The 23,871-nt window shown below is 49.1% G+C and carries 20 protein-coding genes; 11 read left to right on the top strand and 9 right to left on the bottom strand.

What is annotated here, in order from left to right:
- Positions 1-48: 48 nt before the first annotated feature.
- Genes G8768_RS19400 through G8768_RS19390 form a run of 3 tightly spaced genes read left to right on the top strand, consistent with a single transcriptional unit; the run spans position 49 to position 2,242 of the window.
- Entirely contained in the window at positions 49-333 is a 285-nt protein-coding gene (locus tag G8768_RS19400) for a hypothetical protein (RefSeq protein WP_166843363.1), read from the top strand.
- Positions 330-1,916: a PepSY-associated TM helix domain-containing protein gene (locus tag G8768_RS19395; protein ID WP_166843364.1), complete on the top strand. Its 1,587-nt coding sequence runs from the start codon at positions 330-332 to the stop codon at positions 1,914-1,916. The genes G8768_RS19400 and G8768_RS19395 overlap by 4 nt, the downstream gene beginning before the upstream one ends.
- Entirely contained in the window at positions 1,913-2,242 is a 330-nt protein-coding gene (locus tag G8768_RS19390; RefSeq protein WP_166843365.1) for a DUF3325 domain-containing protein, read from the top strand. Before G8768_RS19395 ends, G8768_RS19390 begins: the two co-directional genes overlap by 4 nt.
- Here the strand turns inward: G8768_RS19390 and G8768_RS19385 are convergent.
- Together G8768_RS19385 and G8768_RS19380 are read right to left on the bottom strand one after the other, a co-directional pair.
- Positions 2,213-3,568, bottom strand: a complete 1,356-nt coding sequence (locus G8768_RS19385) for a sensor histidine kinase (RefSeq protein WP_166843366.1) — start codon at positions 3,566-3,568, stop codon at positions 2,213-2,215. The genes G8768_RS19390 and G8768_RS19385 overlap by 30 nt on opposite strands.
- Complete coding sequence (locus G8768_RS19380; RefSeq protein ID WP_166843367.1) at positions 3,565-4,251, bottom strand: response regulator transcription factor; 687 nt, start codon at positions 4,249-4,251, stop codon at positions 3,565-3,567. Before G8768_RS19380 ends, G8768_RS19385 begins: the two co-directional genes overlap by 4 nt.
- Positions 4,252-4,677: 426 nt before the next feature.
- Here G8768_RS19380 and G8768_RS19375 point away from each other — a divergent pair, with 426 nt between their 5' ends.
- Complete coding sequence (locus tag G8768_RS19375; RefSeq protein WP_166843368.1) at positions 4,678-4,965, top strand: putative quinol monooxygenase; 288 nt, start codon at positions 4,678-4,680, stop codon at positions 4,963-4,965.
- Positions 4,966-5,033: 68 nt separating this feature from the next.
- The gene (gene paaK, locus G8768_RS19370; protein WP_166843369.1) at positions 5,034-6,332 is read left to right on the top strand and encodes a phenylacetate--CoA ligase PaaK; all 1,299 of its coding nucleotides are present in this window, start codon (positions 5,034-5,036) and stop codon (positions 6,330-6,332) included.
- A gap of 29 nt (positions 6,333-6,361) precedes the next feature.
- Here paaK and G8768_RS19365 read toward each other — a convergent pair whose 3' ends face one another.
- The 6 genes from G8768_RS19365 to bacA all read right to left on the bottom strand — a co-directional run bounded on the left by G8768_RS19365 (position 6,362) and on the right by bacA (position 16,931).
- Complete coding sequence (locus G8768_RS19365; protein ID WP_166843370.1) at positions 6,362-7,117, bottom strand: hypothetical protein; 756 nt, start codon at positions 7,115-7,117, stop codon at positions 6,362-6,364.
- 261 nt (positions 7,118-7,378) lie between these two features.
- Positions 7,379-12,757, bottom strand: coding sequence for a DNA repair ATPase (locus tag G8768_RS19360; protein ID WP_243749630.1), 5,379 nt, complete (start codon positions 12,755-12,757; stop codon positions 7,379-7,381).
- A gap of 108 nt (positions 12,758-12,865) precedes the next feature.
- Entirely contained in the window at positions 12,866-14,812 is a 1,947-nt protein-coding gene (locus tag G8768_RS19355; RefSeq protein WP_166843371.1) for a flotillin family protein, read from the bottom strand.
- Between the two features lie 40 nt (positions 14,813-14,852).
- Positions 14,853-15,551 carry a DUF1449 domain-containing protein gene (locus tag G8768_RS19350; RefSeq protein ID WP_166843372.1) on the bottom strand — a complete coding sequence of 233 codons (699 nt, stop codon included), beginning with the start codon at positions 15,549-15,551 and terminating at the stop codon, positions 14,853-14,855.
- A 49-nt stretch (positions 15,552-15,600) separates the two neighbouring features.
- The gene (locus G8768_RS19345) at positions 15,601-16,287 is read right to left on the bottom strand and encodes a PspA/IM30 family protein (protein WP_166843373.1); all 687 of its coding nucleotides are present in this window, start codon (positions 16,285-16,287) and stop codon (positions 15,601-15,603) included.
- A gap of 14 nt (positions 16,288-16,301) precedes the next feature.
- Entirely contained in the window at positions 16,302-16,931 is a 630-nt protein-coding gene (gene bacA, locus G8768_RS19340; RefSeq protein ID WP_166843374.1) for a biofilm formation regulator BacA, read from the bottom strand.
- 319 nt (positions 16,932-17,250) lie between these two features.
- Between bacA and G8768_RS19335 the strand changes: the two genes are divergently transcribed.
- The 3 genes from G8768_RS19335 to G8768_RS19325 all read left to right on the top strand — a co-directional run bounded on the left by G8768_RS19335 (position 17,251) and on the right by G8768_RS19325 (position 19,919).
- A complete protein-coding gene (locus G8768_RS19335) occupies positions 17,251-17,643 on the top strand; it encodes a hypothetical protein (protein WP_166843375.1) in 393 nt (130 codons plus the stop codon).
- 13 nt (positions 17,644-17,656) lie between these two features.
- The gene (locus G8768_RS19330; RefSeq protein ID WP_166843376.1) at positions 17,657-19,030 is read left to right on the top strand and encodes a class II fumarate hydratase; all 1,374 of its coding nucleotides are present in this window, start codon (positions 17,657-17,659) and stop codon (positions 19,028-19,030) included.
- Between the two features lie 64 nt (positions 19,031-19,094).
- Positions 19,095-19,919 (top strand): class I SAM-dependent methyltransferase, encoded by an 825-nt coding sequence (locus G8768_RS19325; RefSeq protein ID WP_166843377.1) that lies wholly within the window; start codon positions 19,095-19,097, stop codon positions 19,917-19,919.
- 35 nt (positions 19,920-19,954) lie between these two features.
- Here the strand turns inward: G8768_RS19325 and G8768_RS19320 are convergent, their stop codons facing one another.
- Positions 19,955-21,028, bottom strand: coding sequence for a helix-turn-helix transcriptional regulator (locus tag G8768_RS19320; RefSeq protein ID WP_166843378.1), 1,074 nt, complete (start codon positions 21,026-21,028; stop codon positions 19,955-19,957).
- A 179-nt stretch (positions 21,029-21,207) separates the two neighbouring features.
- On the opposite strand from G8768_RS19320, the gene G8768_RS19315 reads away from it, so the two are divergent.
- The 3 genes from G8768_RS19315 to G8768_RS19305 are packed head-to-tail and all read left to right on the top strand — an operon-like array spanning position 21,208 to position 23,849.
- Positions 21,208-23,268: a TonB-dependent receptor gene (locus G8768_RS19315; RefSeq protein WP_166843379.1), complete on the top strand. Its 2,061-nt coding sequence runs from the start codon at positions 21,208-21,210 to the stop codon at positions 23,266-23,268.
- A gap of 8 nt (positions 23,269-23,276) precedes the next feature.
- A complete protein-coding gene (locus G8768_RS19310; RefSeq protein ID WP_166843380.1) occupies positions 23,277-23,546 on the top strand; it encodes a hypothetical protein in 270 nt (89 codons plus the stop codon).
- Between the two features lie 3 nt (positions 23,547-23,549).
- A complete protein-coding gene (locus tag G8768_RS19305; protein ID WP_166843381.1) occupies positions 23,550-23,849 on the top strand; it encodes a hypothetical protein in 300 nt (99 codons plus the stop codon).
- The last annotated feature ends 22 nt before the right edge of the window (positions 23,850-23,871 follow it).

Raw genomic sequence — 23,871 nt, 5'->3', positions numbered from 1 at the left:
CTCGCTCAAATCTCCAGTTCTGTTCATTGAGTGCTTTCGAGGAAAGTCATGAAATACGCACCAACATTTATCAAGTACCGCATTTTACTGGCCTGCCTTGGCGGTTATCTGGTCGCTAATTTATGTGCGATTGCATTGAGCAAAATCCTTCCCATATCTATGGACGAAAGTGTAGCACTCGCAATGGCTTGCAGTTTTTTATTTTATACGGCGGCTATCATCTGGGTATTTTCAACAAGCACTTTGAAATCTGCCAGCCTTGGATTACTAATCGCAGCGTTGATATCACTTGTGATTGTCGTCGGAAGTCAATTTCTGGAGTCTGCCGCATGAAGTTTCGTCAATCGATGAATTGGCTGCACACATGGTCTGGATTGGTATTGTGCTGGCTATTGTATTTTATGTTTATAACAGGGTCTGCGGGGTATTTTGATCATGAAATTGACCGCTGGATGAAACCTGAGATACCCGTTCAACAAGGAACATTTGATACTCGCTCCTTACTTCCCAAAGCCGAAGAGCGACTACAGAAAGTTGCTACTGAAGCCGACCAGATATACATAGAATTTCCCCTATCTCGATATCCATTTTTTGCTTTGTGGTGGCACAACCCCAAGGACGTTAGCACAGGAATTAAACCTGGCTGGCACAGTGAATTACTTGACCCGAATACCGGCAAGACCATCGAATTTCGAGAGACCGGTGGTGGGGAATTGCTTTATCGAATGCACTATATCTTGCATTATATCCCCAAGAGCCTGGGCCATTGGATTACCAGCCTGGGGGCGATGCTGATGTTCCTCGCCTTGATAAGTGGCATTGTTATTCACCGCCGTATATTCAAAGACTTTTTCAGTTTTCGACGGGGTAATGAAAAAAGGGCCTGGCGTGATATGCACAATATTCTCGGTGTACTGCCCCTGCCCTTCTATTTGATGATTACCTACAGTGGGCTGATGCTATTAATGTTCAGCACAATGATCGCTATTCCGGTCGCTCAGTACGGTACAGGACCGGAGTTGCGCTCAGCTTATGATCGTTTTTTTTCCGAACCACCATTAAGGGAAGCCTCCGGAATTAAAGCCAGTAATATTCCGCTGTCCACGATGTACAACAGCGCAAAGGAAGCAATGGGTAACGACCCAATCAGTTTTATCAACATACATCACCCAGGTGACCGTGATGCCTTTGTCGAGTTTGGCACGCCTTCCAAAAGCGGTTTGGACACCTTCAGTCCAGTAGCTTTCGACGCCCACAATGGAAAGCCCTTGGCGTCGGAAATACAGCATCAACATACACCAACCCAGGGCTTCTACCATACCATGGAACACCTCCATGAAGGCTTGTTTGCCGGCCCGCTATTACGATGGCTTTATTTCCTGAGCGGTATTATGGGTGCTGGCATGGTCGCAACGGGCGCACTTCTCTGGACGCGGAAAGAACGCAGTGACCCAATGAAAAACAACGGAAATGACAAGGTTCTCACCATTATTGAACGCTTGAATGTTGGCGTCATTATCGGTTTACCAATTGCAATAGCCGCCTACTTCTGGAGTAATCGTCTCTTGCCAGTCGGCATTTCAGATCGTGCCAACTGGGAGGCTAACAGCTTGTTTATCGTATGGTTTATCACCTTGTTGCAACCCTTCCTAAACCGAAACAAATCACTGAACGCATCATGGACACTGCAGTTGAAAATCGCCAGTGCGGCCTATATTTTTATTCCGGTTCTGAACTTTGCGAGTTCCGATAATCACTTATTCAATGCCGTCTCTCATGGAGATTGGGTATTAGCTGGGTTCGATATCGCGATGTTAATGTTTGGAGTATGTTTTGCTCTCGCCAGCCTCAAAGTCCCCATTCAGAAAGAACAGAATTATTCACTGGTAACCTCCCAAGGTAGTACATCACCATGATGCTTGCTTTTCTGTTTATGCTACTGGGGCTGATTGCCTTATCTATGGTCGATAAGCGTCACCAAAAACAGGTTTATGCCAATTTCAATTTCCAGATAGATGTTCGCGGCGGATGGTACAAGCTGCTCGCTTGGCCCTGTTTGGTTTTCTCGGGCTACTTTGTATTCGCCGCTCACGGCATCGCCTTAGGTACGGTGTATTATGTTGCGAGCATTACCTTTGCGAGTCTGTTGATCTCCATAGCACTCAGTTATCAGCCCCGAGCACTGATTGTTATGATCATTGCAAGCTTGCTATTACTCACTGGAAGCTTGCTGAATGGGTAAATAGATTTCTACCTGCAGACCACCAACGTCACGATTACGCGCCAGCACCTGACCACCAACAGCCTCAATCTGGCGCTTTGCCAGTGCCAAGCCTAAGCCAAAGCTATTATGGGAACTGGAACGTGCTCGATCTTCACGGAAAAAAGGCCGAAAGATTTTATCGAGCAAATCCTCAGCGACACCTGGCCCTTCATCCGCAACATTAATCTGATACTCCCGCGAGTGCTGTTGAATGGAGACATTCACACAGCGTCCGGGAGGCGTAAAACGCATGGCGTTACGAATGATATTTTCCAACGCCTGCCCCAGTGATCGATTGTTGGATTTCTCTAGAGGTGCATATTCTGGGAAGTTCGCCGCTATTTCACGATCTGGAAATTCAAAGCGTGCATCCCGAATAACAACATCCAAAAGATCAACCAAATCCAGATCCTCCTGATTCAAACTCGGTCTCTCATTGTCGAGCCAGGCCAGAGTCAGGGTATCTTCCATCAACTTCCGGATTTGTTGCGATTCGTGTTCTACTCGATCAATACAGCTTTCATTGGCAGGATCACATCTGAGCATTTCCACCGCAACATCCAGGCGAGCAAGTGGCGTACGCAGCTCATGCGACATATCGGCAATCAGTTGACGCTGACTGATAATCATCTCCCCAATTCGACTTGCCATCTGGTCGAAGGTGTTAGCCAACTCCGCCAGCTCGTCCTTTCGATTGCCAAGCCGCTGACTCACCTGCACATCAAATTGTCCTTGGGAAAAAGATCGAGTAGCAAGCTGTAATTGTCGTAATGGGCCCATAATGTGCCGATAGAGAATGATGGCGACGATCGCCAGAAGCAGCATCGGTACAACAATTTGCAAGATAATTCTGGCTTGCCCCCAGTAGACACCAGGCCGCATTCTTTGGGGCAACCTGATTAGAAAATGCGTACTGCGGTTCTTGAAAGTTACTTCCATCACCGGATTGGTTTTAAAGTACAAATGGATCTTCCAACGAACGCTGCGGCCCAGCCTGAAAGATTTATAATATCGTTGATCATCAGGATGATTGGCGATTGAATGAAGCTTCGACTCCACCACCGCTGCCCAGGTATTTTCCCGCTCCATCAAAGTGTCAAGCCAGGCAATCAATGCTTCCTGATCGCCAGCGAAGTACAATGCTTCCGCTTCCCGACCCCAAGCGATAAGTTGCTCCTGATCATTTTCAGCGAGATAACTCATGCCCTCCTCAGTACGAGACGTGAGCATATAAATCGCATAGAAAAACGCTACAGTGCCCGTAACGATGATCAGACACAGCTTCCAGAATAAACGACGATTCATGAGAGATAATAACCTTGGCCCTGCACGGAACTGAGTCTGTCACCACACCAACCGGCATTGTCCAGCTTTCTTCTAAGCCGACTTAGGTGCATATCCAAACTGCGATCATGTGCTCCAAAGCTGCGTTTTAAAACAATTTGATAGAGATAGGGTTTACTGAGAACCTGGTCCTTGTGAAGCAGCAGACTCCAAAGCAAATTAAACTGTGCCTGTGTCAGATCCAGCTCGGAGCCGTTCACGCTCGCCAACTGCTCGGTTCTCGACAATAGCAATCCATCAAGAGAGAGTTTATCCCGGCTTTTAGGCGCTGTTTCCCCAAGGCATCGCCTCAGCAACGCCTCAATTCTTAGAATCAATTCAGTGGTGTTAAACGGTTTCGAGAGATAGTCATCCACACCATGGTTAAAACCTCGAATTCGCTCTTCTTCCGCACCGCAGGCCGTCAACATGATGACAGGGGTCTGACAATACTCGCGAAGAATATCCATAAACGAAAAGCCATCTCGCTTAGGCAGCATGACATCCAACAAGATAAGCTGGTGACCACCAGACACAGCACGCAGCAATCCATCGTCGCCGTCGAAGCATTGCTCTGTTGAATAACCTTTACTGGAAAGCAATTCCGATAACTGACAATTCAGATTTTTGTCATCTTCTACAATCAGAATATTTGGAGGGTTCATGCGCTATTTAACCTGTTATTACGTACTGCATTTGCCTCTCACCCACATTACGGCTTGTACCTATGTGGCGACAGTGCAGCAGTTTTGAAATTTCAGTAGTGGCCCGCTTAAACAGCTGACCACCTTTTACATCAGGCTAAATAGTTTTTAGGGGCGTAGGTTATCAGTAATCCTGATTTCAGTTAAGCCTAAAGTCGTACTTGCCGTGAAATATCAAATCGGATTTGCGACAGCCATCAAAACTCTCTTGTCATCTCACCCCATCAAACGAGCCACCCACAGGGTGCGCCTATTTCCAGGACTTGCTATTGATTCAAGCAAACCATATTATTGATCGAACGATCGATCAATAATATAAATACCACTGTTTATGCCCAAGAGAGGGCCCAGAAAGAGAAGCAACAGAAAGGAGCAAGAGAGAAGACCATGAGCGAAGTTAACCTATTGGTGCGCGTCAGCGCGAAGGAAGAACACATTGAAGAACTCAAGGCTGAAATGCGTAAGGCCCAGGCCCTGACACATCAGGAAGCCGGCTGTATTCGCTATCAGTTTTACCAGGATCGTAAAGTACCCCATATGTTCTATGTGCAGGAATGCTATAAGGACAAAACCGCGTTTCTTGCCCACGCCAACTCCGATCATATGGCAGCTTATCTGGCTACCACAGAGGGCATGATTCAATCGGTGGATATGCACAAAGTCGATCCGGTTTAGGAGTCAGCTCAAGGCTCAAGAGTCAGGTACGGGGATTGATTGATAGCCTTTAGCGATCAGGAGCACTTATGAAAAAAGCATCGGGTATCGGGTGGAGCGACGTTGAATCTGCAAGCCGGGACGAGTTAACAGCCTTACAAACTCAACGGCTGTCACATACCCTATGGCACGCCTATGAGAACAGCCGTTTCTACCGCGATAAGTTTGATCAGCACGGTGTGCATCCCCAGGATTTTCAACATCTGGAGGATTTACAGAAATTTCCTTTTACCGAAAAGTCGGATCTGCGGGATAACTACCCTTTTGGCATGCTGGCCATTGCGCGAGACAAAGTGCAACGGGTTCACGCCTCCAGTGGCACGACGGGTAAACCTACTGTCGTTTGCTACTCCAAAGCGGATATAGACATGTGGGCTGATATCATGGCGCGCTCTATCTATGCAGCGGGTGGCCGTCCCGGTGATATGATCCATGTTGCCTATGGTTACGGATTGTTTACCGGCGGCCTCGGCGCACACTATGGCGCAGAAAAGCTTGGCTGCACCGTCATTCCCATGTCGGGCGGCCAAACCGAAAAGCAAGCTACGTTGATTCAGGACTTTAATCCCGACATTATTATGGTCACTCCGTCCTACATGCAGAATATTGCTGATGAACTGGAACGCCAGGGTGCGAACGTTCAACAACTCAATTTGCGACTTGGCATTTTTGGTGCGGAACCCTGGACCGAGGCCATGCGCAATAACATCGAGCAGCGTTTGCAAATTCAGGCTCTGGATATCTACGGCCTTTCTGAAATCATCGGGGGCGGTGTTGCCCAGGAATGCTCTGAAACCAAAGATGGCCCTACCATTTGGGAAGATCATTTTTATCCCGAAATTATTCACCCGGAAAGTGGGCGAGTACAAGACGATGGCGCTTCAGGTGAACTGGTCTTCACCAGCCTTACCAAAGAGGCCATGCCCATCATTCGTTATCGCACAAGGGATTTGAGCCGCTTGCTTCCAGGAACCGCCAGAACCATGCGCCGGATGGACAAAATCACTGGCCGTTCTGACGACATGTTTATCGTTCGAGGGGTAAACGTATTCCCCAGCCAAATTGAAGAACAAATTCTCGCGCAACCCGAGCTGGCCCCACACTACCAAATCGAAGTTTTCCGACAAGGCAATCTTGATGCTGTCAAAGTCTCAGTGGAATTGGCAACAAAATGTCCACAGGCAGTGAGAGAGCAAAGCGCCCAACAATTACAACAACGCATTAAAGCTATCGTTGGCATCAGCGCCGAAATCAATGTCGGCGAGGAATGCAGTATTCCTCGCTCCGAGGGAAAAGCCAAACGCTTGATTGATCACCGTAGGTTTTGAACCACCACGTGCCTTGATTGGCTGGCATTCTAGGGGTTATTCTCACCCTGCAAATAGCTCCGTAAAAAAGCTGCCGATGTTGCCTTATTGCGTTCTGGCGCACTGAAGTAATACAGGCTGGCAGATAAGCTTCGGCAGGCCTGGAGTTTTTCCTCTTTGGTTTCGGCAGTAAATGGATCGAGAACAAACTTCATCTCATAGGGTTTACGGTTCATCGCGACAGGAAGATGCCGTTTAAGGTTTTCAAACTGTCGCTTCATGTCCCTGGCCAAAGCTCGTGTTCGATTACTGGGCCCGGCTTTCAACATCAAATTATCACCGGCGCTGATAAAACCCTGGGTATTGCTGTGTTCCAACACCAAGCCCAATCGCAATAAATCACTTCCGCTCAGCGCAATATCGTGACAAGAGGCGCCGTACTTATCGGCGAGGAAATCCAACCAGTTCGCCAGAGCCAGCGCATACTGAATCACATCAGCATCCGGAGCACGCAGTATACTCAATCTGGTTTGTGTGCTGAAAAAGCGCCAGAACTCTTCCAAAAAGGCACTGTCCGCCGCACCCTGCCCGCCACTTTCATAAGCGAGCCCACTGCGCTCCAGAAGTCGAGCCTTTTCCTCCGGATGTGCTTCATAGGCTTTCACCGTACCTGGAAAACCCTCAAAATAAATGCGGTACATTTCTTCAGCGGTTGATTTTCCATCCCAGGATTCAGAACAGGCGTTGAGAAAGAATATGCAGAAAACAATAACAGCGGATCGTTTTTTTGGAATAATGAAACCCACGACTCTGCCCCCTTTTGCAGTGCTATTTTTATAGTGTATTTATTAAAAGTATTCGCTTTTTGCTCACGACTTACAGGCGATGAAACACCGCTTGAGTGCGCACTAATGAGTGTGAGGGGGTAGAAAATATCCGTCAACAAAATACAAAATCATCATATTTTGGGATACAAATTCAGCCGATCAAGTATCCAATGCGCCAAATAAAGAAAGAGGGACATGCCCTCTTTCTACTTGTGCCAGATAAACGCTAAAGAAAACAGATTAAACAACCGGATCATCCGGATTGGCCGACTCAGCTTTGCCTGAAAATTCTGACTCCAGATTGCGCAACTGCTCGGAAATATCACGCATTTTGTCATGGGTTCGCAAATCGATATCCAGTTTTTTATCCATACTGCGCACCAGCGGCGAAATGCTGTGTTCAATGGTCTGCGCAAGGGCCGACAAAAGCTTGTTGATTCCCGGCACTGGCTCATTGACCACCTGAACAGATGGCTTCGACTGCCTTACGGCTTCGGTGAGTTCCTCCATAAGCTGCATGAGCTTTTCGCTGTTGTCGTTCTGAGGCTTCAGTTCAGGCTCTGGCTTAGGTTTAGATTCAGGCTTTGACTCTGCCTTAGCCCCGTTTTCAGCGGCATGTTGTGATAAGCCCTGAACGCTTTCAACCAGGTCTGACAATTGCGCAACGACTCGGGCGCCGGTATCGGCATCATCGCCGCCCATGGATTTATTGCGCATGTAGTCCTTTTTGATCTGCTCCCAACGGGCACTCTGTGTTTCCGTGATATTGCCGCGCAACTCCGCCAACTTCAAAAGGTTGTCTTCAGCGCCGGTGGTCAACAGCTGGGCTTCACCCAGATAGTGATCCGCTATCAGCTGCATCAGTTCCTTCTCGTTCATGACCGCCGATAGCTTTTCGGTCATCTTGTTCATGTTTCGGTAGCTTCCCTGCAGTTTGAACGCCGGCTCAGTACGGTACTTATCATTTTGAGCTGCCGACGCGATGTACTGCTTGTTGATTTTGAGCACAACATCCTGAATCACCATCATCTTCTTGAAGACTTCGGTGATTTCATTGATTTCAGCACCACTGTATTGATGACTCAGATCCGTAGTGGGGACATTGGCTCCCTTGGCCAGATCAATGAGCTTGTAAACATCATCCATATCCCGCACAGCCAGCGGCGCCAGAACCGGATTGGAGGTCAGGGAGTTTTCGATATAGCTGAGCGCAAATTGTTCGTCCATCCCCCCAAGAATATCACCGAGGTTGTAGATATCCGCACGGTTCGCAAGCATATCAGGAATCTTAAACGCTTCACCGGATTCGGTATACGGGTTACCCGCCATCACCACACAGAACTTGCGTCCTCGCATATCGTAGGTTTTGGTTTTACCCTTCCACACGCCGTCAACCCTACGAGTGCCGTCACACAGTGAGATAAACTTCTGGAGAAATTCCGGATCGGTATGCTGAATATCATCGAGATACAACATGACATTATTGCCCATTTCCAAGCCGAGATTGAGTTTCTCCAACTCTTTGCGTGCCGTGGCATTGGGGGCTTGTTCCGGGTCCAGCGAAACCACTTCATGACCAAGTGAGGGACAATTGATCTTCATGAAAATCAAACCCAAACGGTTGGCCACATATTCCATCAAGGTGGTTTTACCGTAACCTGGAGGAGAGATCATCATCAACAATCCCATAAGATCGGTGCGCTTACTGTCGCCCACCGTACCCATCTGCTTGGCAAGGTTATCACCAATCAGTGGCAAATAAGATTCATTGATTAAACGGTTGCGCACAAACGAGCTTAATGGGCGCGCCTTAAACTCTTCCAAGCGCAACATATCCCGCTCACTGCGAATGATATCCTGCCGCAGATCCAGGTAACGGTGATAGGCTGGTACGACCTCAAAGCGATGACGCTCCAGCTTCAAAAGAAAAGCATCCAGGCCGAAAGACAGGCTTCGATCTTCGATGATGGCATGATCTCCCATCAAGCCTTCAATCTTGAGTTCCAGATCCACTTCACTTAAACGGCGATCCAAACGCTCATCAGCATTAATCAATGCAACAGCTTCAGGAATATAACTCTCCAAAGACGATAACTGTTTTTCATCTACCAGCGCCTGCAACCAAGCGGCGGTTAAATTCCAACGCTCGGCCGGCCAGCCGATCATCTTTTCCAGCGCCATCTGATAACGACGCCAGGTTTCATCATTCATCGAACGTTTGAGCTCTTCGGCCAACTGTACGGCGTATTTGCTGCCAATAAATTCGATTTGTTCACGCCCCAACTCGGCTACCAGGTAATCCGCAGCGCGACGCATATCCAGCTCACTGACCGGCAAAGGATGCTGCTCAACAAAATCGCGCATGGAGTTGGCCACCTCTTCTGACAGCAGCTCCATGGCTTCACGACTTCGGAATATGGATGCCATCTGCAACGCCGATTGCGCACGCTCGGGCCAGCTGGTGTAGGAAATGGCCGCCTGCTTTTGCTGCTCCTTTCGTTCTTCCTTTCGCCCGTTCTGGCGATTGTTGCGACTCAAACCTTTGATGTTGGCCCAAAAGACCTGGGCCAGTGCTCGACTCAATGGGTCGAACACCAGCAGATCAGCGCTATCAAACGCCGGAATCAAGGTGCGCAGTAACAAGGCTGCATCGTGGTCGTGAACGCCCTTTTCATAACCCTCTTTGTAACGCGGTCCGGCGAATTCGCGAACGACACGATCAAGCTCACCTTCTTTGTTCAAGGCTGCCTTCAGTATTGGCATCGACAAATCATGCTGCTGATGTTTCGCCGCATCAAGAATCAAGGAAGCCAGGTATTCAGCTCGATACACCTCAGGAGTTTCAGATTCCAATCCCATGCCCCAAAACTCTCTGAGCGCCATCAACTCGGGATGCTCAATCACCTCGTAATAATCGGTACCGGTAAGGTGGACATTCAAATGACCGTCCCGGGGAATGATCGTGAGATCCAACTCTTGAGTGTTTACCGAGAACTTATGGCGCGGCCCCAACTTAATGACATTGCCGCCATCTTCATAGATATCGGTTTTGTCGCGCAGGGAACGCAAGGCCTGCTCTTGAATGGCTTTCAGTTTTGCTTCCACATCATCCGCCTTCACAGCGGCATCCAGCTCACGCAGTTGTTCAACCTGCTCGCGGATTTTCATCACCAGGGCATCGGACGCAAAATAGGTATTCAGCTCATCCGCTTCTGTGAATTTCAATGAACGTTTTTCAATGCTGCCCAGAATGCGGGAGGCCGCATCGGAAACCGATTGCGCCTTGCGCTGCCGAGCATCCAGCAATTGTTGCTTGTGACCTTCGAACGATTCGTAAATCTCCTCGCGCTTATCCATGATATCCGCAAGGAACTGATCGTATTCGCTGTACTGGCTTTCCAGCTCTTCTAACTGCACCAGCAAGCGTGAAAGCTGTTCATCACATTTCTCCGGAGTGCTGGAAACGCCCAAAGCATTAGTAATACTTTGTGAAAACAATTTGAACTGCGCAGAAAACTGCGCAATTGCTTCGGATGAACCCAAAGATTTTTGTTTATGTTTGGCACTCGCCTTACTCTGATTCAGCTTTGAATACACCATCGAAATGGAATCGATAATACGAGTTCTTATCGTCGCATCATCCACCTTCAGCGTGCCAATCAACTCTGATAGAAGATCCAGACCTTCGGCGGTACTTTCGATGGTTTCAATCAATGGCTCCAAAACGGCAATGGTCTCCGCCCCGTCAACCTGCTTGTTCAAGTCATCGATTTTATGTAAATACGGTTCCAGCGCCTGCTCATCCGAGAGGAACTCGACGGTACGTTCGGTGAGATTCTCCTCGACCGATTGCAGCTCTTCATCAAGCTTGCCTATTTTTTCCAGATCGATATAGCGCAAACTGCGCATGGTCACCAAATGTCCACGCTGACGGCGCAGCTGAGCCAATGCGTTCACATATTCTTCGGCATTGTCCCAGTTTTCCGGGCGAACCGATTGCAACAGTGCCTCCTGTTGCTGTTCCGCTTCCAGCATACTCCTGGCAGATTGCTGTTGAATGCTCTGGACTTTTTCAAACTCATCAATCACCAACTCTGATGTAGATGATATTTCCTTCAAAACCGCCGCGATGTCCTGGGTTTCAGACTCTTCGATCCAATAGTGATCATCGAATATTTTCTTGGCCGACTTTTCCAGTTCTTCATATAACCGGGCAGAAACACTTTGATTGTTGATCATTCGGCAAATGCTGTAGAGATCGGACACCCCTCGAACCAATTCAGCATTACCGATACGCCCCAAAAAACTCTGACTGGCAGGTGCCTTGCTAGCGTATTCTGCACTTTCAAAGGGCGTTTCCCATATTTGCATAGGATGTACACGTGTCGGCTCCACCTCGGCCGAGAAAATCACCAGTCGGCCATTTTCGGCCAAGGCATATCCGTGGCCGTAAATCGGGTTCTGCAATGCCTTCTCAATCAGATTATAGGAGAACAGGCCTACCACCCCATCTTCAGGCTGATAAAACACGTACAGCATATCTTCGCCATTGGGCGAACGGATCTTGCGTTTGAACTTCAGCCCTTCGGTTTCTTCATCGAAATGTTTGAATTCACCCGTTTGCAGATAATACCCACCCGGGAAGATAAGCCCATGGTCTTCCGGAAGTTGAACACAGGATTCACCAATCGCATCGACCCTGAGGACTTCTTCGGTGAGGGTGTTGTAAATAAAGTAGCGCCGATTATCTTCACGATAAGGCCGCACTTTAATCAGAATCAGACTGCCAACCGCTGCATAGGCGATCTCAGCATCATCCAGAGATTGAGTCTTATCTTCTACGGTTTCGCGATAAATGCCCAGGCCGTCTTCGGTGTTGTTCTCGATCTTGATGGTCAGGTCGCCACCAACGGTCTCCACAAACACCGTATCGAGAATATTAATGTGTGGATGACGGCCGTGAACGGCATTTTCACGATCGGTTTCGATCCATTCAAAGTCGTAGGACGGAGGTAACTGAATATCACGCTCGCCACGATTGTCGATGTACTGAACGGTTTTCCCGTCGTGTGATACCGACCAGCGAAACACTCGGATATCTTCCAGACGCTCACCAATCTGGAATCCAGCCAACAATTTGCCATCTTTAATAATTAGCTGGATGAGTTTGGTGTGTTTGTAATAACGATACAGCTCTTCAAAATCACTCAGGAAAGAGGCTTCTTTCAGAAAGCTGCCTTCCAGAGACACAGGGGTCATTTCGACGCCATCCGTCCCCTCTTTGACATCAAAAAGCGCAAAGACGTCCTCGACCTTGGTTTCTTTTTTAAGCCCAATAAAGACGTTATAGGCAAACAATAAATGATCGCCAATCTGAACAATATCACGCGCGATGCAATTGTTTTCGGTGCGCACTCGAACCCGTGCAGCGACGTTCATATCCGAGCTGCCAAACTCTTCCAGTCTGGATTGATTCAGTGTCTGGATTTTGGCGTCGAGTTGCTTACCCTGCTCCAGCAAGCGCTTTTTAATGATTTCGTAAGCGCCGCCTTCCGCGACTGCATTGTCGACAAGATCTGTAGATTGCACCTGCTCTACCATCTGGTTTTCCTTCTGCATGGCCTAAACCACCGCCCGGAGTGAACCAGCACTCGGGCAGTCTATCCAAGGGGCATGCTGCCCCTGCCTACTTAACGCTGGGCGTTATATTGCCTTCGACAATACCGCTTAAGCGTCCTCAGCAGTTTTGGATGTTTCAGGTTTGCCTTCAATCACTCGGTGCAAAAGCGCCTGAATGGTCCCGCTCTTGTCCGCCAGACCGTCAACGGCCTTACCGATTGAAAGAGATTTGGCGAAATTATCAAAGAAGTGATCTTCACCACCCACAATATCGATCTTCGCTTTCTGCAAGGCCACCGCCAGTACTTCGGCATTTTCACGGGCGATGTCTTTACCTGCTTCGATGGAAGCCAGGGCCTCTTTAAGCGCAGTCTCAAGACCCATGCGATATTCTTCGTGGGAACGGGCATCTTCACTCATGCTGTTCATCGCCTGGAACTTATCGACCAAACCGTCGGCTTCAGCCTTGAACTGTTCACGAGTTACCTCGGCATTTGCCAAACCAATTTCGCGAGCAGACTGTGCTTCTGCATCACCCTGCGCAGCAGTCACATCGGCCTGGGCTTTACCGGTACCCAGCAAGGCATCAGCCTCGGCATCACCTTTCGCCTTAATAACATGAGCTTCAGCAACACCTTCCTTCTCAAGGGCATCCGCTTTTGCGGACTGAACCTTAGCTTCAGCCAGACCAGACGCTGCCTCTTCGGCTTGAACACCTTCGGCCAGTTTTTTCTTGGCATCGGCTTCTTTTGCAGCGGCATCCAACTCAGCCTGAGCCAACGTCGTAATCTCAACAGACTTGTGCTTGGCTGACAGCTCTTCTGCCTCGGCCGCTTTCACCTGCTTCACTTTCTCTTCTTCGGCAACCGCCTCGGCGGCCAGTACCTGAGTCTGCTTGGCGCGATCCGCTTCCGATACCTCGCGAACCTCCTTGATTCGCTCTTCCTCGATCGCAACCGTTTTATCAACCGCAACACGCTCACGAATCACATTGGCAATTTCTTTCTTCTCGACTTCAATGGCCTTATCCGCTTCGATTTTCTGGATCTCAACTTCACGTTCACGGGAAACAATCTCAAGGTCCCTTGCTCGGGTCACCTTTTCTTCTTCGATGGCCACCGCGCGCTGACGGTTTTGTTCAGCCACTTCAATTTCACGCTTCTGGTTTTCGGTTTGCACGGCCAGATCCTGCTCAACCTGAATGGTTGTGGCTTCGGCCTTACGGCGCTCTTCTTCCTGAACCTTTTTGGTCTCAGCTTCTTCGCGGGCCTGAATGGTGGCAACTTCACGCTGTTGCTTAGCCTCTGCATCGGCTTGCTGACGTTCCAGCTCAAGCATAGCCTCTACGGTTTCGACATTTTTCTTCTTGATCGCCAGCTCTTCGTCACGCTCTAGAATATTCGTGCGTACGTTTTGCTCAGCGGTTAACTCGGTAATCTTTTTAATGCCTTCCGCATCCAAGATGTTACTTGGATCCAGAGAGCCCTTCGGAGTCTGCTCCAGATAATCAATGGCCACATCTTCCAGAACATAACCGTTCAAATCATCACCAATCACCTGGATAATTTTTTCACGGAATTCCTGGCGATTTTCAAACAGAGCAACAAACTCAATCTGCTTACCAACGGTTTTCAGGGCTTCAGAAAACTTGGCGTTAAATAGCTGGTTAACGGCTTCCTTATCCGAAGCACGACCTGCACCAATGGACTTGGCGACTTTCAATACATCTTCGGCGGTTTCATTCACGCGTAGATAAAACGCTACGGTAATATCGGCTCGCATATTGTCTGCACAGATGAGCCCATCTTTACCCCGACGATCTACCTCCAGAGTGATCAAGGAGATTTTCATCAGTTCCTTCTTATAGATGATCGGGTAAACCAGAGCGCCGGTAAAATGCACCTTGGGGCTGGAACTCATGTCGTTAACAATCAACGCTGTCCCCTGTTCAACTTTCACATAGAAGGCTTTGAATAGAGCCGCCAGGCCCATGAGTACGATAAAAAATATGCCTACACCGGTTACGATTGGCATAAGTACAGATAAGTCAGCCATTGTGCTTACTCCATGTCCATGTTTTTAGATTCTGAGTTTGTTACTGCTGGGGACCTGAAAATTCTTCTTCAGATACCACTCGATAAAGGTTGTCTTCTTTTAAATGCTCCAAAAGCACCACCCGATTGCCTTTGGTGTAAACCGCATCGCCCGCTGCACGAGCTTTCAGGATTAAGCCTGCCCCACCATCTTCCATAACGACCTCACCAAAGTCCTTGTCAACTTTGGACGTACGAACAATAGCGGTTTGACCAAGAATATGTTTGACCGTTTGTTGCTGAGCTTTCTGAAACAGAGGTCTCAGCGGTTTAATCAACACCGCTGTAATGTGCACGGCCAGGTATAATGAAACCAGCAATACAGGGATGCCAGCGAGGTATCGCATTAGACCATCAGGAATAATGCCAAACAGGAAGTGAACAATGTAATAGCAAGCCAACCAGCCGAATAATGCGATCAGGGAAACAATGATGGTGACCGGCACCCCTGCTAATCCATAACGGAGCATAAAGCCGGCGAGCACATCAGGGGTGGACAATCCATTGTCCGGGTTTACGTCCATACTGCCATCGGCATCCGGGATATCGAAATCGAGAATATCAATATCCACAAAGCCGAGAACCGCTACCAACCAATACAATACGGTAATGGCAAGAAAGAAAGTAAAAAAAACGGTGGGGAACGAAGCAATATTTTGGTAAAAGGGATTCATACCTTCACTGAGTAAAATTGCAAACATTCCCACACCTCCTTATTCCTTGCGTTTGTATTATGTTGCTTTTGTATCGTTAGGATTTTTTCTTCAGTCTCTCAAGAATGTCGTCGGCACTGTTTCCAGTGCTGGCAATGCCGGCTTCTTCCAGCTTGGTTTGCAGGGAAACGTCAACATCGGATTCTGCCAACTCACTGGCTGCCGACATTTGTGCTTCTTTCAAGGCCTGCTTCTCCTTGATACGCTCCAGGGAATCCATGGCTGTACGCATCTTGGAATTAGAACCGCTGTGTCGCTCAGCAACTGCAGCTTGGGCCCTCTGAACGTTTTCCGTGGCCTTAACGGTATCCACCTGTTGCTTAAGCCGCTTGATGTTGCGCTCGCTCTGTTGAATGGCCGTGCGCAACTTGCTAACGCTTTCAGAAAAGCCAGCAGCGGACTCCTTTTCCTGAGACTGCTGATTTTCAAGGCTGGCAATTTTTTCAGCCACTTCGCGGGCCAGGTTTTCATCGCCCTTTTCCAAGGCTTTGATTGCATAACCCTCATGCTCATCGATTTGCTTTTGAAGCTGCGCAACTTTTTCTTCGGCCAGCTTCTGTCTGGCCATGATTTCCGCCAAGCTGCCTTTGGATTGTTTTAACTCCTCGGAGGCATCCCGAACTTCCTGATCCAGAATTCTCAATGCCTGGCTATCGACAATAGCCTCACCCGCTTCATTAACGCCACCACGCAGGGCTGTCATCATTTTTGACCAAATATTCATCACCTGCTCCTTGCTTAGCTCGCTTCAACTGGAATGGATAAAAACTCACTGTAGGCCTCTGTGGCCTGAATCACATTGCTTGCCAACACTTCAATTTCAAACACAATATTGGGAAGAATGGACGACGCACTCAATGCGCCAAACATGTGATAGTAATCGCTTCCATCGACTCTTGCATCCAGACTGATCGTCGAAAGCGGAAAATATTTGTGCGTTTGTAACACCGTTTTATTAAATGCATCGACATTGCTGACCTCAGCAACTGACCAAAGTACAGACTCAACGATAATTTGCTCGCCACTCACCGTCAGGAAAACCGGCAAATCACCGTACTCAGTCATCACAATGTGCAGGGTTGGCTCAATTCCGTCGATTAATTCCAGGGTCGCCTGCCCGCTGGCAAAAAGTTCAGTTTCTGCCAGAGCCTCGAACAAACTGCTCGTCGTCCAACGTTCCACTTTATCTGTCATACTCATCACTCCTTTAGATCGAACCCCGCTCCCAGGCAAGCGCAACTGCTTTTCAATATCAGCAAGCTGCTTGGCATTCTCAGGAAGAATCCACACCTCTTTCTTCACCAAACCCTGCTCTCGCAAGCGGCGGCGGTATTCGCGTTGATAATGTGCTGAAGATTTCGCTTTCATGGATAAAATATATTCTGTTACATGTGATATGTCAACGCTATTACATGTAATAATTAATAAGCCCTTAATCAAATGAATTGAAACCCGGAAAACCTATTAAAAACAAACAGTTGAAAACATGTCGTCAAAACCCACACCCGCCAAGGCCACCCATCCGCAACCACAGAGCCGCACTGAAACAGGGAGACACAGAGCTTAATATCGGCATATGTCCATACCATGAAAGCGGCCCCAGAGGCAGATTCAGAACTCTTGCATTACCCCATCACAACATTATAATGATAATTGTTCGCATTTAGATTCGCACAGAGAAACATCAATGAACATCCCTGCCCAGGACCCTGAACTCGTGGAATTGCGCCAGCTTATACGCTCAGGCAGCTCACCGGATTCGCCCTACCTGATTCAAAAGTGGCTTCACACCGAAAGCTGTTGCATAAACCGCCGCGGAATGGAACCTTGCCAGAGATGCAGCAAAGAACGACAACAGAATCATTTTGAGCAACAGTTTTATCTATTGCTCGATACCATTAGTGACGAATTGATTGATCCTCAATGGCGCTGCTTGTGCCTGGATTACATCTATCGTCCTTTGCACACCCTGCACCAATTGATTGAAAACGAACAAGATCGAGCACACTGGCTGCAGTTGCGCCACGAACTATCCGTTTGCAGCCACTATGTTGCAGCCGGTTTAAATCAACCCCGATGATTAGAGGAAAATTATGAGCAGCATCCGCATCGAACGCGACAGCATGGGCGAACTGGAAGTACCGGAAGAAGCCCTGTACCGCGCCCAGACCCAAAGGGCCATCAACAACTTTCCCATCAGTGGCCAGGCCATGCCGGAAAATTTTATTCGCGCCCTGCTGAACGCCAAAGCCGCCGCTGCACTCGCCAACAAAAAGCTGGGTGTTGTCAGTGATGCTCACGCAGATGCCATCGTTAAAGCCGCCGATCAATTGCTGATAAGCAGTGACCTTATGAAGCACTTTCCCGTTGATGTTTTTCAAACCGGTTCGGGAACCAGCTCCAACATGAACGCCAACGAAGTGCTGGCCACCATCGCCAGCAAGCTTTGCGGTGAGGAAGTGTCGCCAAACGATCATGTGAACTACGGCCAAAGCAGTAATGACATTATTCCATCAACGATTCATATCAGTGCCGCTGTCAGTCTTCACGAAGAACTAATACCCGCTCTGGATTATTTGGCGAGCATCACTCGCATAAAGGCAGAGCAGGTTCACGAGCACGTTAAAACCGGCCGTACCCACTTGATGGACGCCATGCCCGTTCGCATGAGCCAAAGCCTGAACAGTTGGGCCACTCAGATTGAACAGAACATTGCGCAATTAAAAGCTCAACAAATACAGCTTCAAAGCCTCGCCCAAGGCGGCACAGCGGTTGGCACCGGCATCAATGCCCATCCGGAATTCGCCGACACTTTTGCGAAGGAATTAAGTGCCCGCCTGGACATTAAATTTACACCAGCCGAAAACTTTTTTGCTCATATCGGCTCACAGGATATCGCGGTCGCGCTGTCAGGGCAGCTGAAAACAACCGCCGTTTCGCTGCTGAAAATCGCCAACGATTTGCGCTGGATGAACTCTGGGCCACTAGCAGGATTGGGAGAAATCGAACTGGAGGCCTTGCAACCGGGTTCTTCCATCATGCCAGGCAAGGTTAACCCCGTAATTCCCGAGGCAACGGCTATGGTTGCAGCACAGGTTATCGGCAATGATGCCGCCATTACCGTGGCGGGCCAGTCGGGTAATTTTGAGCTGAACGTCATGTTGCCACTGGTTGCTCAAAACCTGTTGCAAAGTTTGACCCTGCTGAGCAACAGCAGCCGCTTGCTGGCTGACAAAGCGATCAGCAGCTTCAAAGTAAACGACGCCAAACTGCAAGAAGCCCTGTCACGCAACCCGATTCTGGTGACCGCGCTGAACCCAATCATCGGTTATCTCAAAGCCGCCGATATTGCCAAGCAAGCCTATAAAGAAGGTCGCCCGGTGATTGATGTCGCGGAAGAAAACACCGATCTGAGCCGAGAGGAACTGCTGGATTTATTAGACCCGGCGAAACTCACTCTGGCTTAAACCCTATGGCCCTGCACCCAGTCTATTGGGTATGGGGCTTCATCCTTCAAAAGGAGCCAACATCATGCAAACGCTTAACGATATACCCAAGACCTTGCTCATTCCTCTTTGGGCACGCGGTCACGCAACCGTTAATAATATTGAAGAGTGTCAGGATACTTTTGCGGCCAAACTCCTACTTGATGAAAGTGTGGATTTTGCCGATCTGGACAAGATGCCCCTGAGCTATCAAAGCATGATGTTCCATGGAGTCGCAACGCGCACACGGTTGTTCGATGAGGAAATCAAAACCTTTATTGCAAAGCATGATTACCCGGTCATTATCAATTTAGGCTGCGGCCTGGATTACCGCAGCTACCGTCTCGGTGACCATAAAGTCAGTTGGTATAATGTTGACGTTAAGGACACCCACAGCCTGCGCCGGGATTTTCTGGAAGCAAAGGAAAACAGTCACGAGCTGATTGGCGGCATTGATGACTTCAGTTGGTTCGAGCAAATTAAACTTCACCCGGAACAATCGTTGCTGTTGATCAGTGAAGGTACCTTCATGTACTTTGAAGAAACGGTTGTGGAGAATTTCCTGAAAGCATTCAGTGCACACTTCCCCAAACACCAAGCCTGTATTGAAGTGATTGGCGACCAGGCCAAAGGCAAGGTGCACCCTTCAGTGAAAGCTGTTGGCGCCAACAGCCCATTTCGCCATGGCATGCGCAATCCGAGAAAAAGTATTCAGAGTTATCTTCCTGACGCCGATATCCAGAAGGTTCAAAATCTGTTTGATGACGGCAGCAAATTGCTCTGGTGGTTAAAGGTGCTGTTTTTCGTGAACCCGCAACTTAAGTATCGCCTGGGATCAGTATTGGTCAGCTATCAGCAGCCGGGTGAATAACCCCCCACTCACCTCAAGCCCTCAGTCGCAAAAAATCAGGCCTTATGCAGAATTTGTCTGGGGGTTTTACCGAAACGGCGCTTGAAAGCCGTGGCGAAATTGGCCGCACTTTTATAGCCGGCCATCATGCTGGCTTCCTGCACACTGCAGTGGCCACGTTGCAATCGATCATGGGCCATATCCAATCGCACCCGGCGCACGTAATCAAATACACTGCAACTTTCAACCCGCTGGAAAAGCCGTTGCAGACCACTGGCACTCACACCGGCCTCACGCGCAATCAGTTCAACACTCAGCTCACATGATGGATCGGCGAGAATAAATTCACGGGCTCGCTGTAGACGGATATTATCGTGACGCCCAAGACTCAGTTCCGACGATACATCCCCAGAGGACAACAGCATTGCTGTTAGAGTCTCACTGACAATATCTATGGTCCGCGCTTCCAAATGCAAATCCAACAACTCCGGCAAAACCAGGGAGGGGCTGAAAATATCATTGATCAAATGATTCAAACGATGGCTTGGCTGCCATTGATTGGACGCCATATTTTGTTGCTTCAAAATCTGCTGCAAACGTGGCCCAAGACGTTGCTCAAAACCACTGCTGGACAACCAATCCGGACTGGCCGAAACCACCAGATGGCGAACATACTGAGCTTGCTTGGTTACGCGCTTAAAGGGCTGCGGCTCGCGCTTTAAAACACCGGTCGCGCTGATTCCGCCAAAACCGGGATTAGGCTTGAGGTCAAACTGACAATCCCCAATCTCAACCTCTACCGAACCGCGCAAAAAGAAGATACAGGACAGCCCCGAACCCTGCTGTGCATCCGAGGTAAAGGCGTGTTCTTCGCGGGTATTACTGCAGCGCAGGTTGAGGCCTGTACGTAAATCGCTATTGAAAAACTTGCCCCGGATCAATGTGTCTTCCGGGCCAACACGGTCATCCTCCAGAGTCACAGACACACCGTTGCGCTTCTGGAAATCCTTGACCCGGATCTTCACTTCCTCATTGGAACCACGGTCAGCCTCCTGGCATGGCAGTGACTGCATCCAGGTCGATTCACGCTGCTTCACATAGGAAGACAAAGAGGGCTCACATACCGGCAATGTTCTCTCCTGGCAAATTGCTCGCTAAGCAAAGGCATTTGATTGTTGCGCAAAGGAATTGCGCATCCACGCAAATTATACTGCCCGCCGAGCAAATTACGCAAATACGAATCAGTCGCATTATTCATACCCATTATATCGATGCGCCCTATCGTCCAATACCATTAAAAGACCCTGTTATGAGTAAAATCCGCCCTATCCGCAGCTGTACCTCGCTCGCCGCGCTCAGCTTAAGCCTCACAATTAACGCCACATACGCCGAAGAAGCACTCGACCGTCCGGTCGAAGGTGAACGCTGGCTTGAAGAAATCACGGTTATCGGTGAGAAAAAAACACAATCGCTGAAAGAGACTACCTCTTCGGTTTCGGTCATTAGCCAGGATGAGCTGAACAGCATGAAGTACTTCACTGTCAGCGACGCGGTTTCGGATGTCGCCAATGTTGTCGCCCTGACCGGTGCCGTACCGGATATTCGCGGCGTAAAAGGGAATGGAGCCGCTGGTGGTTTTAACTCGATTTCAGGTGGAGCGAAAGCTCGGGTTTCCACCTTGATCGACGGTGTGGCTGAACCCTTTGTGGCAGACCTGACCGGCGACTCCGGTATCTGGGATATCGAGCAGATTGAGGTTTACCGGGGCCCACAATCCACCACCAATGGCCGCAACAGTATTGGCGGCTCGATCTATATCAAAACCGCTGACCCGAGTTTTGATTGGGAAGGTGCTGCCCGTGTAGGCTACCGCAACGAGGAGAACTACATCGATACATCGGCCATGATTTCCGGCCCGATTGTGGACGATGTTCTGGCCTTTCGCCTCACCGCCCAAAAACTGGATGCGGAAACCATCACCGACACCGCCGGCTTTGCCAGCAACCCACCACCCTACAAACTCAATGAGATCGACACCACTCGTCTCAAGGGTAAATTATTGTGGCAGATGAGTGAGGATGTCAGTGTCATGCTGACGCACTCCAGCAATAACGAACAGGGTGATACCGGTCGTGCATTTTACTCGGCGATCAATCCCTGGGAATACAAGCGAATTTTCTTCCGTGATATCGAAACCGATTCCGATACCACCAGCCTCAAATTTGACGCGCGCATCAATGACAGCATGAGCTTCGATGTGCTGATCGCCTATATGGATTATCAATGGGGATTTGATTCCTATGAAGCGAATCCAGCTCGCCAGCAGCAGCTGAGCTTTGATCAAAATAGCCTCAGCGTCGATGCCAAGTTGAACTTCGGCAACAACAACGATGACATCAACGGTTTTATTGGCCTGGCGTACTTTGAACGCGAACAGGATATTCTGAGCGCCGGTGCCTTCGCCTATTTCGGTGATGACGAAAGTGATTCTGCTTCCGTGTACGGTGAAGTGGATTTTGCCATCAGCGATGGCTTCCGTCTGACCCTCGGTGGTCGACTGGAAAGAGAATCTCAGACACGTGACTTCACCTACCTGCCAATTGTTGCCAAGCTGGATACCAACAAAACCATCTTTTTGCCAAAACTGGCCTTGCAGTATGACCTGAGCAACAACAGTACCTTGTCCTTCAGCGCTCGTCGCGGTTACAACGCTGCCGGTGGTGCCTTGAATTTCCGTGCCCAGGAATACTATTACTACGATGAAGAAACCGTTAACAGTTATGAATTGAGCCTGCGCAGTTCCACGGAGGATGGCCGTGCCAACCTGACCGCCAACCTGTTCTACAACGACTACGACGGTTATCAGGCACTAAGCTCTTCCCGGTTTATTGTGAACATGGATCAGGCCGTAACCTACGGCGCCGAATTGGAAGCCCTATTCCGTCCAGTGACGGATCTCGAATTAAAAGCCGGCATTGGCCTGCTGAAAACCGAGATCAAGGATGCTGGCGCTCAGTACGCATCCGCAACTGGAAACGAACTGAATTCTGCTCCGGACATCAGTGCAAATGTTTCTGCAAAATACTGGTTTGGCGACAACTTCAATGTCGGCGCTTCCTACAAATACGTAGCCGAGTACTTTGGTGATATTGAAAATACCGAAGCGCGCAAGGCGGGCAACTATGGTCTGGCCCGTGTGAACGCCAGTTATGAATTGAATAACTCGACCATCGCCGCATTTGTTAACAATGTTTTTGACAAACAAGCCTTCACCTCGGCCGAACCCGCAAGCCGACGCTACCCTGAAGGTTATGTCGCGGTTGTTCAGCCTCGAAATGTCGGAGTCTCGCTGACCTATAACTTTAAATAGCGCACACTATGAATTTGATTCTCCTCCTTACTGCCAGCGGGTTATGCCTGCTGGCAGGTTTTTGTTTCTACCTTGCCAGCCCGAACCAGCAGCTGAGAAAACACGCTGTGTCCACACGCGGCTTGAACGTTTCCGGCCTGCTTCTGTCGATTCTGGCACTGATCAGTCTGTTGCAGTTTATGGGTACGCCGGCGGCTATTTTTCTGCTGCTGACCCTGATGATGTTCGTTCTCACATTGGGACCGTTACTGATCGCCTACCTAAAGCGAGAGGGATGACACATGAGTGAACAAAAAAGCCTGGTGAAGTTTCGCTACAGCAATAAACAATGGCTGGCCAAGCTCAGTGCCGCCATTATTTTGGGATTTACCCTCACGATTGCCCTAACCGGCTTACTGATGGAGTTTGTCTTTGGTCCCGTCGCGGTCTTTTCCGTCCAGGGGCAGTTTCTTATGTGGATCATTGCCCCGATATGGGTGCTGATTCTCAGCAGTTGTTTCGTTTTTCGCAGTGGTTTGCAGGCCTGGTTATATCTGGGCGCTGCCAATTTTCTGATCTGGCCGATCATTTGGCCTTGGTAAGTATTTCCCAAATCAACATTAA

It is taken from the genome of Pseudoteredinibacter isoporae, from assembly GCF_011602085.1.
GTDB classification, from domain to species: Bacteria; Pseudomonadota; Gammaproteobacteria; order Pseudomonadales; family Cellvibrionaceae; genus Pseudoteredinibacter; species Pseudoteredinibacter isoporae.
This window is presented reverse-complemented; position numbering and strand designations above follow the sequence as displayed.

Bases quoted from the DNA above. Each gene is read 5' to 3' on its own strand.
- G8768_RS19400 (WP_166843363.1), top strand. From the start codon at position 49: ATGAAATACGCACCAACATTTATCAAGTACCGCATTTTACTGGCCTGC.
- G8768_RS19395 (WP_166843364.1), top strand. From the start codon at position 330: ATGAAGTTTCGTCAATCGATGAATTGGCTGCACACATGGTCTGGATTG.
- G8768_RS19390 (WP_166843365.1), top strand. From the start codon at position 1,913: ATGATGCTTGCTTTTCTGTTTATGCTACTGGGGCTGATTGCCTTATCT.
- G8768_RS19385 (WP_166843366.1), bottom strand. From the start codon at position 3,568: ATGAATCGTCGTTTATTCTGGAAGCTGTGTCTGATCATCGTTACGGGC.
- G8768_RS19380 (WP_166843367.1), bottom strand. From the start codon at position 4,251: ATGAACCCTCCAAATATTCTGATTGTAGAAGATGACAAAAATCTGAAT.
- G8768_RS19375 (WP_166843368.1), top strand. From the start codon at position 4,678: ATGAGCGAAGTTAACCTATTGGTGCGCGTCAGCGCGAAGGAAGAACAC.
- paaK (WP_166843369.1), top strand. From the start codon at position 5,034: ATGAAAAAAGCATCGGGTATCGGGTGGAGCGACGTTGAATCTGCAAGC.
- G8768_RS19360 (WP_243749630.1), bottom strand. From the start codon at position 12,757: ATGCAGAAGGAAAACCAGATGGTAGAGCAGGTGCAATCTACAGATCTT.
- G8768_RS19355 (WP_166843371.1), bottom strand. From the start codon at position 14,812: ATGGCTGACTTATCTGTACTTATGCCAATCGTAACCGGTGTAGGCATA.
- G8768_RS19350 (WP_166843372.1), bottom strand. From the start codon at position 15,551: ATGTTTGCAATTTTACTCAGTGAAGGTATGAATCCCTTTTACCAAAAT.
- G8768_RS19345 (WP_166843373.1), bottom strand. From the start codon at position 16,287: ATGAATATTTGGTCAAAAATGATGACAGCCCTGCGTGGTGGCGTTAAT.
- bacA (WP_166843374.1), bottom strand. From the start codon at position 16,931: ATGAAAGCGAAATCTTCAGCACATTATCAACGCGAATACCGCCGCCGC.
- G8768_RS19335 (WP_166843375.1), top strand. From the start codon at position 17,251: ATGAACATCCCTGCCCAGGACCCTGAACTCGTGGAATTGCGCCAGCTT.
- G8768_RS19330 (WP_166843376.1), top strand. From the start codon at position 17,657: ATGAGCAGCATCCGCATCGAACGCGACAGCATGGGCGAACTGGAAGTA.
- G8768_RS19325 (WP_166843377.1), top strand. From the start codon at position 19,095: ATGCAAACGCTTAACGATATACCCAAGACCTTGCTCATTCCTCTTTGG.
- G8768_RS19315 (WP_166843379.1), top strand. From the start codon at position 21,208: ATGAGTAAAATCCGCCCTATCCGCAGCTGTACCTCGCTCGCCGCGCTC.
- G8768_RS19310 (WP_166843380.1), top strand. From the start codon at position 23,277: ATGAATTTGATTCTCCTCCTTACTGCCAGCGGGTTATGCCTGCTGGCA.
- G8768_RS19305 (WP_166843381.1), top strand. From the start codon at position 23,550: ATGAGTGAACAAAAAAGCCTGGTGAAGTTTCGCTACAGCAATAAACAA.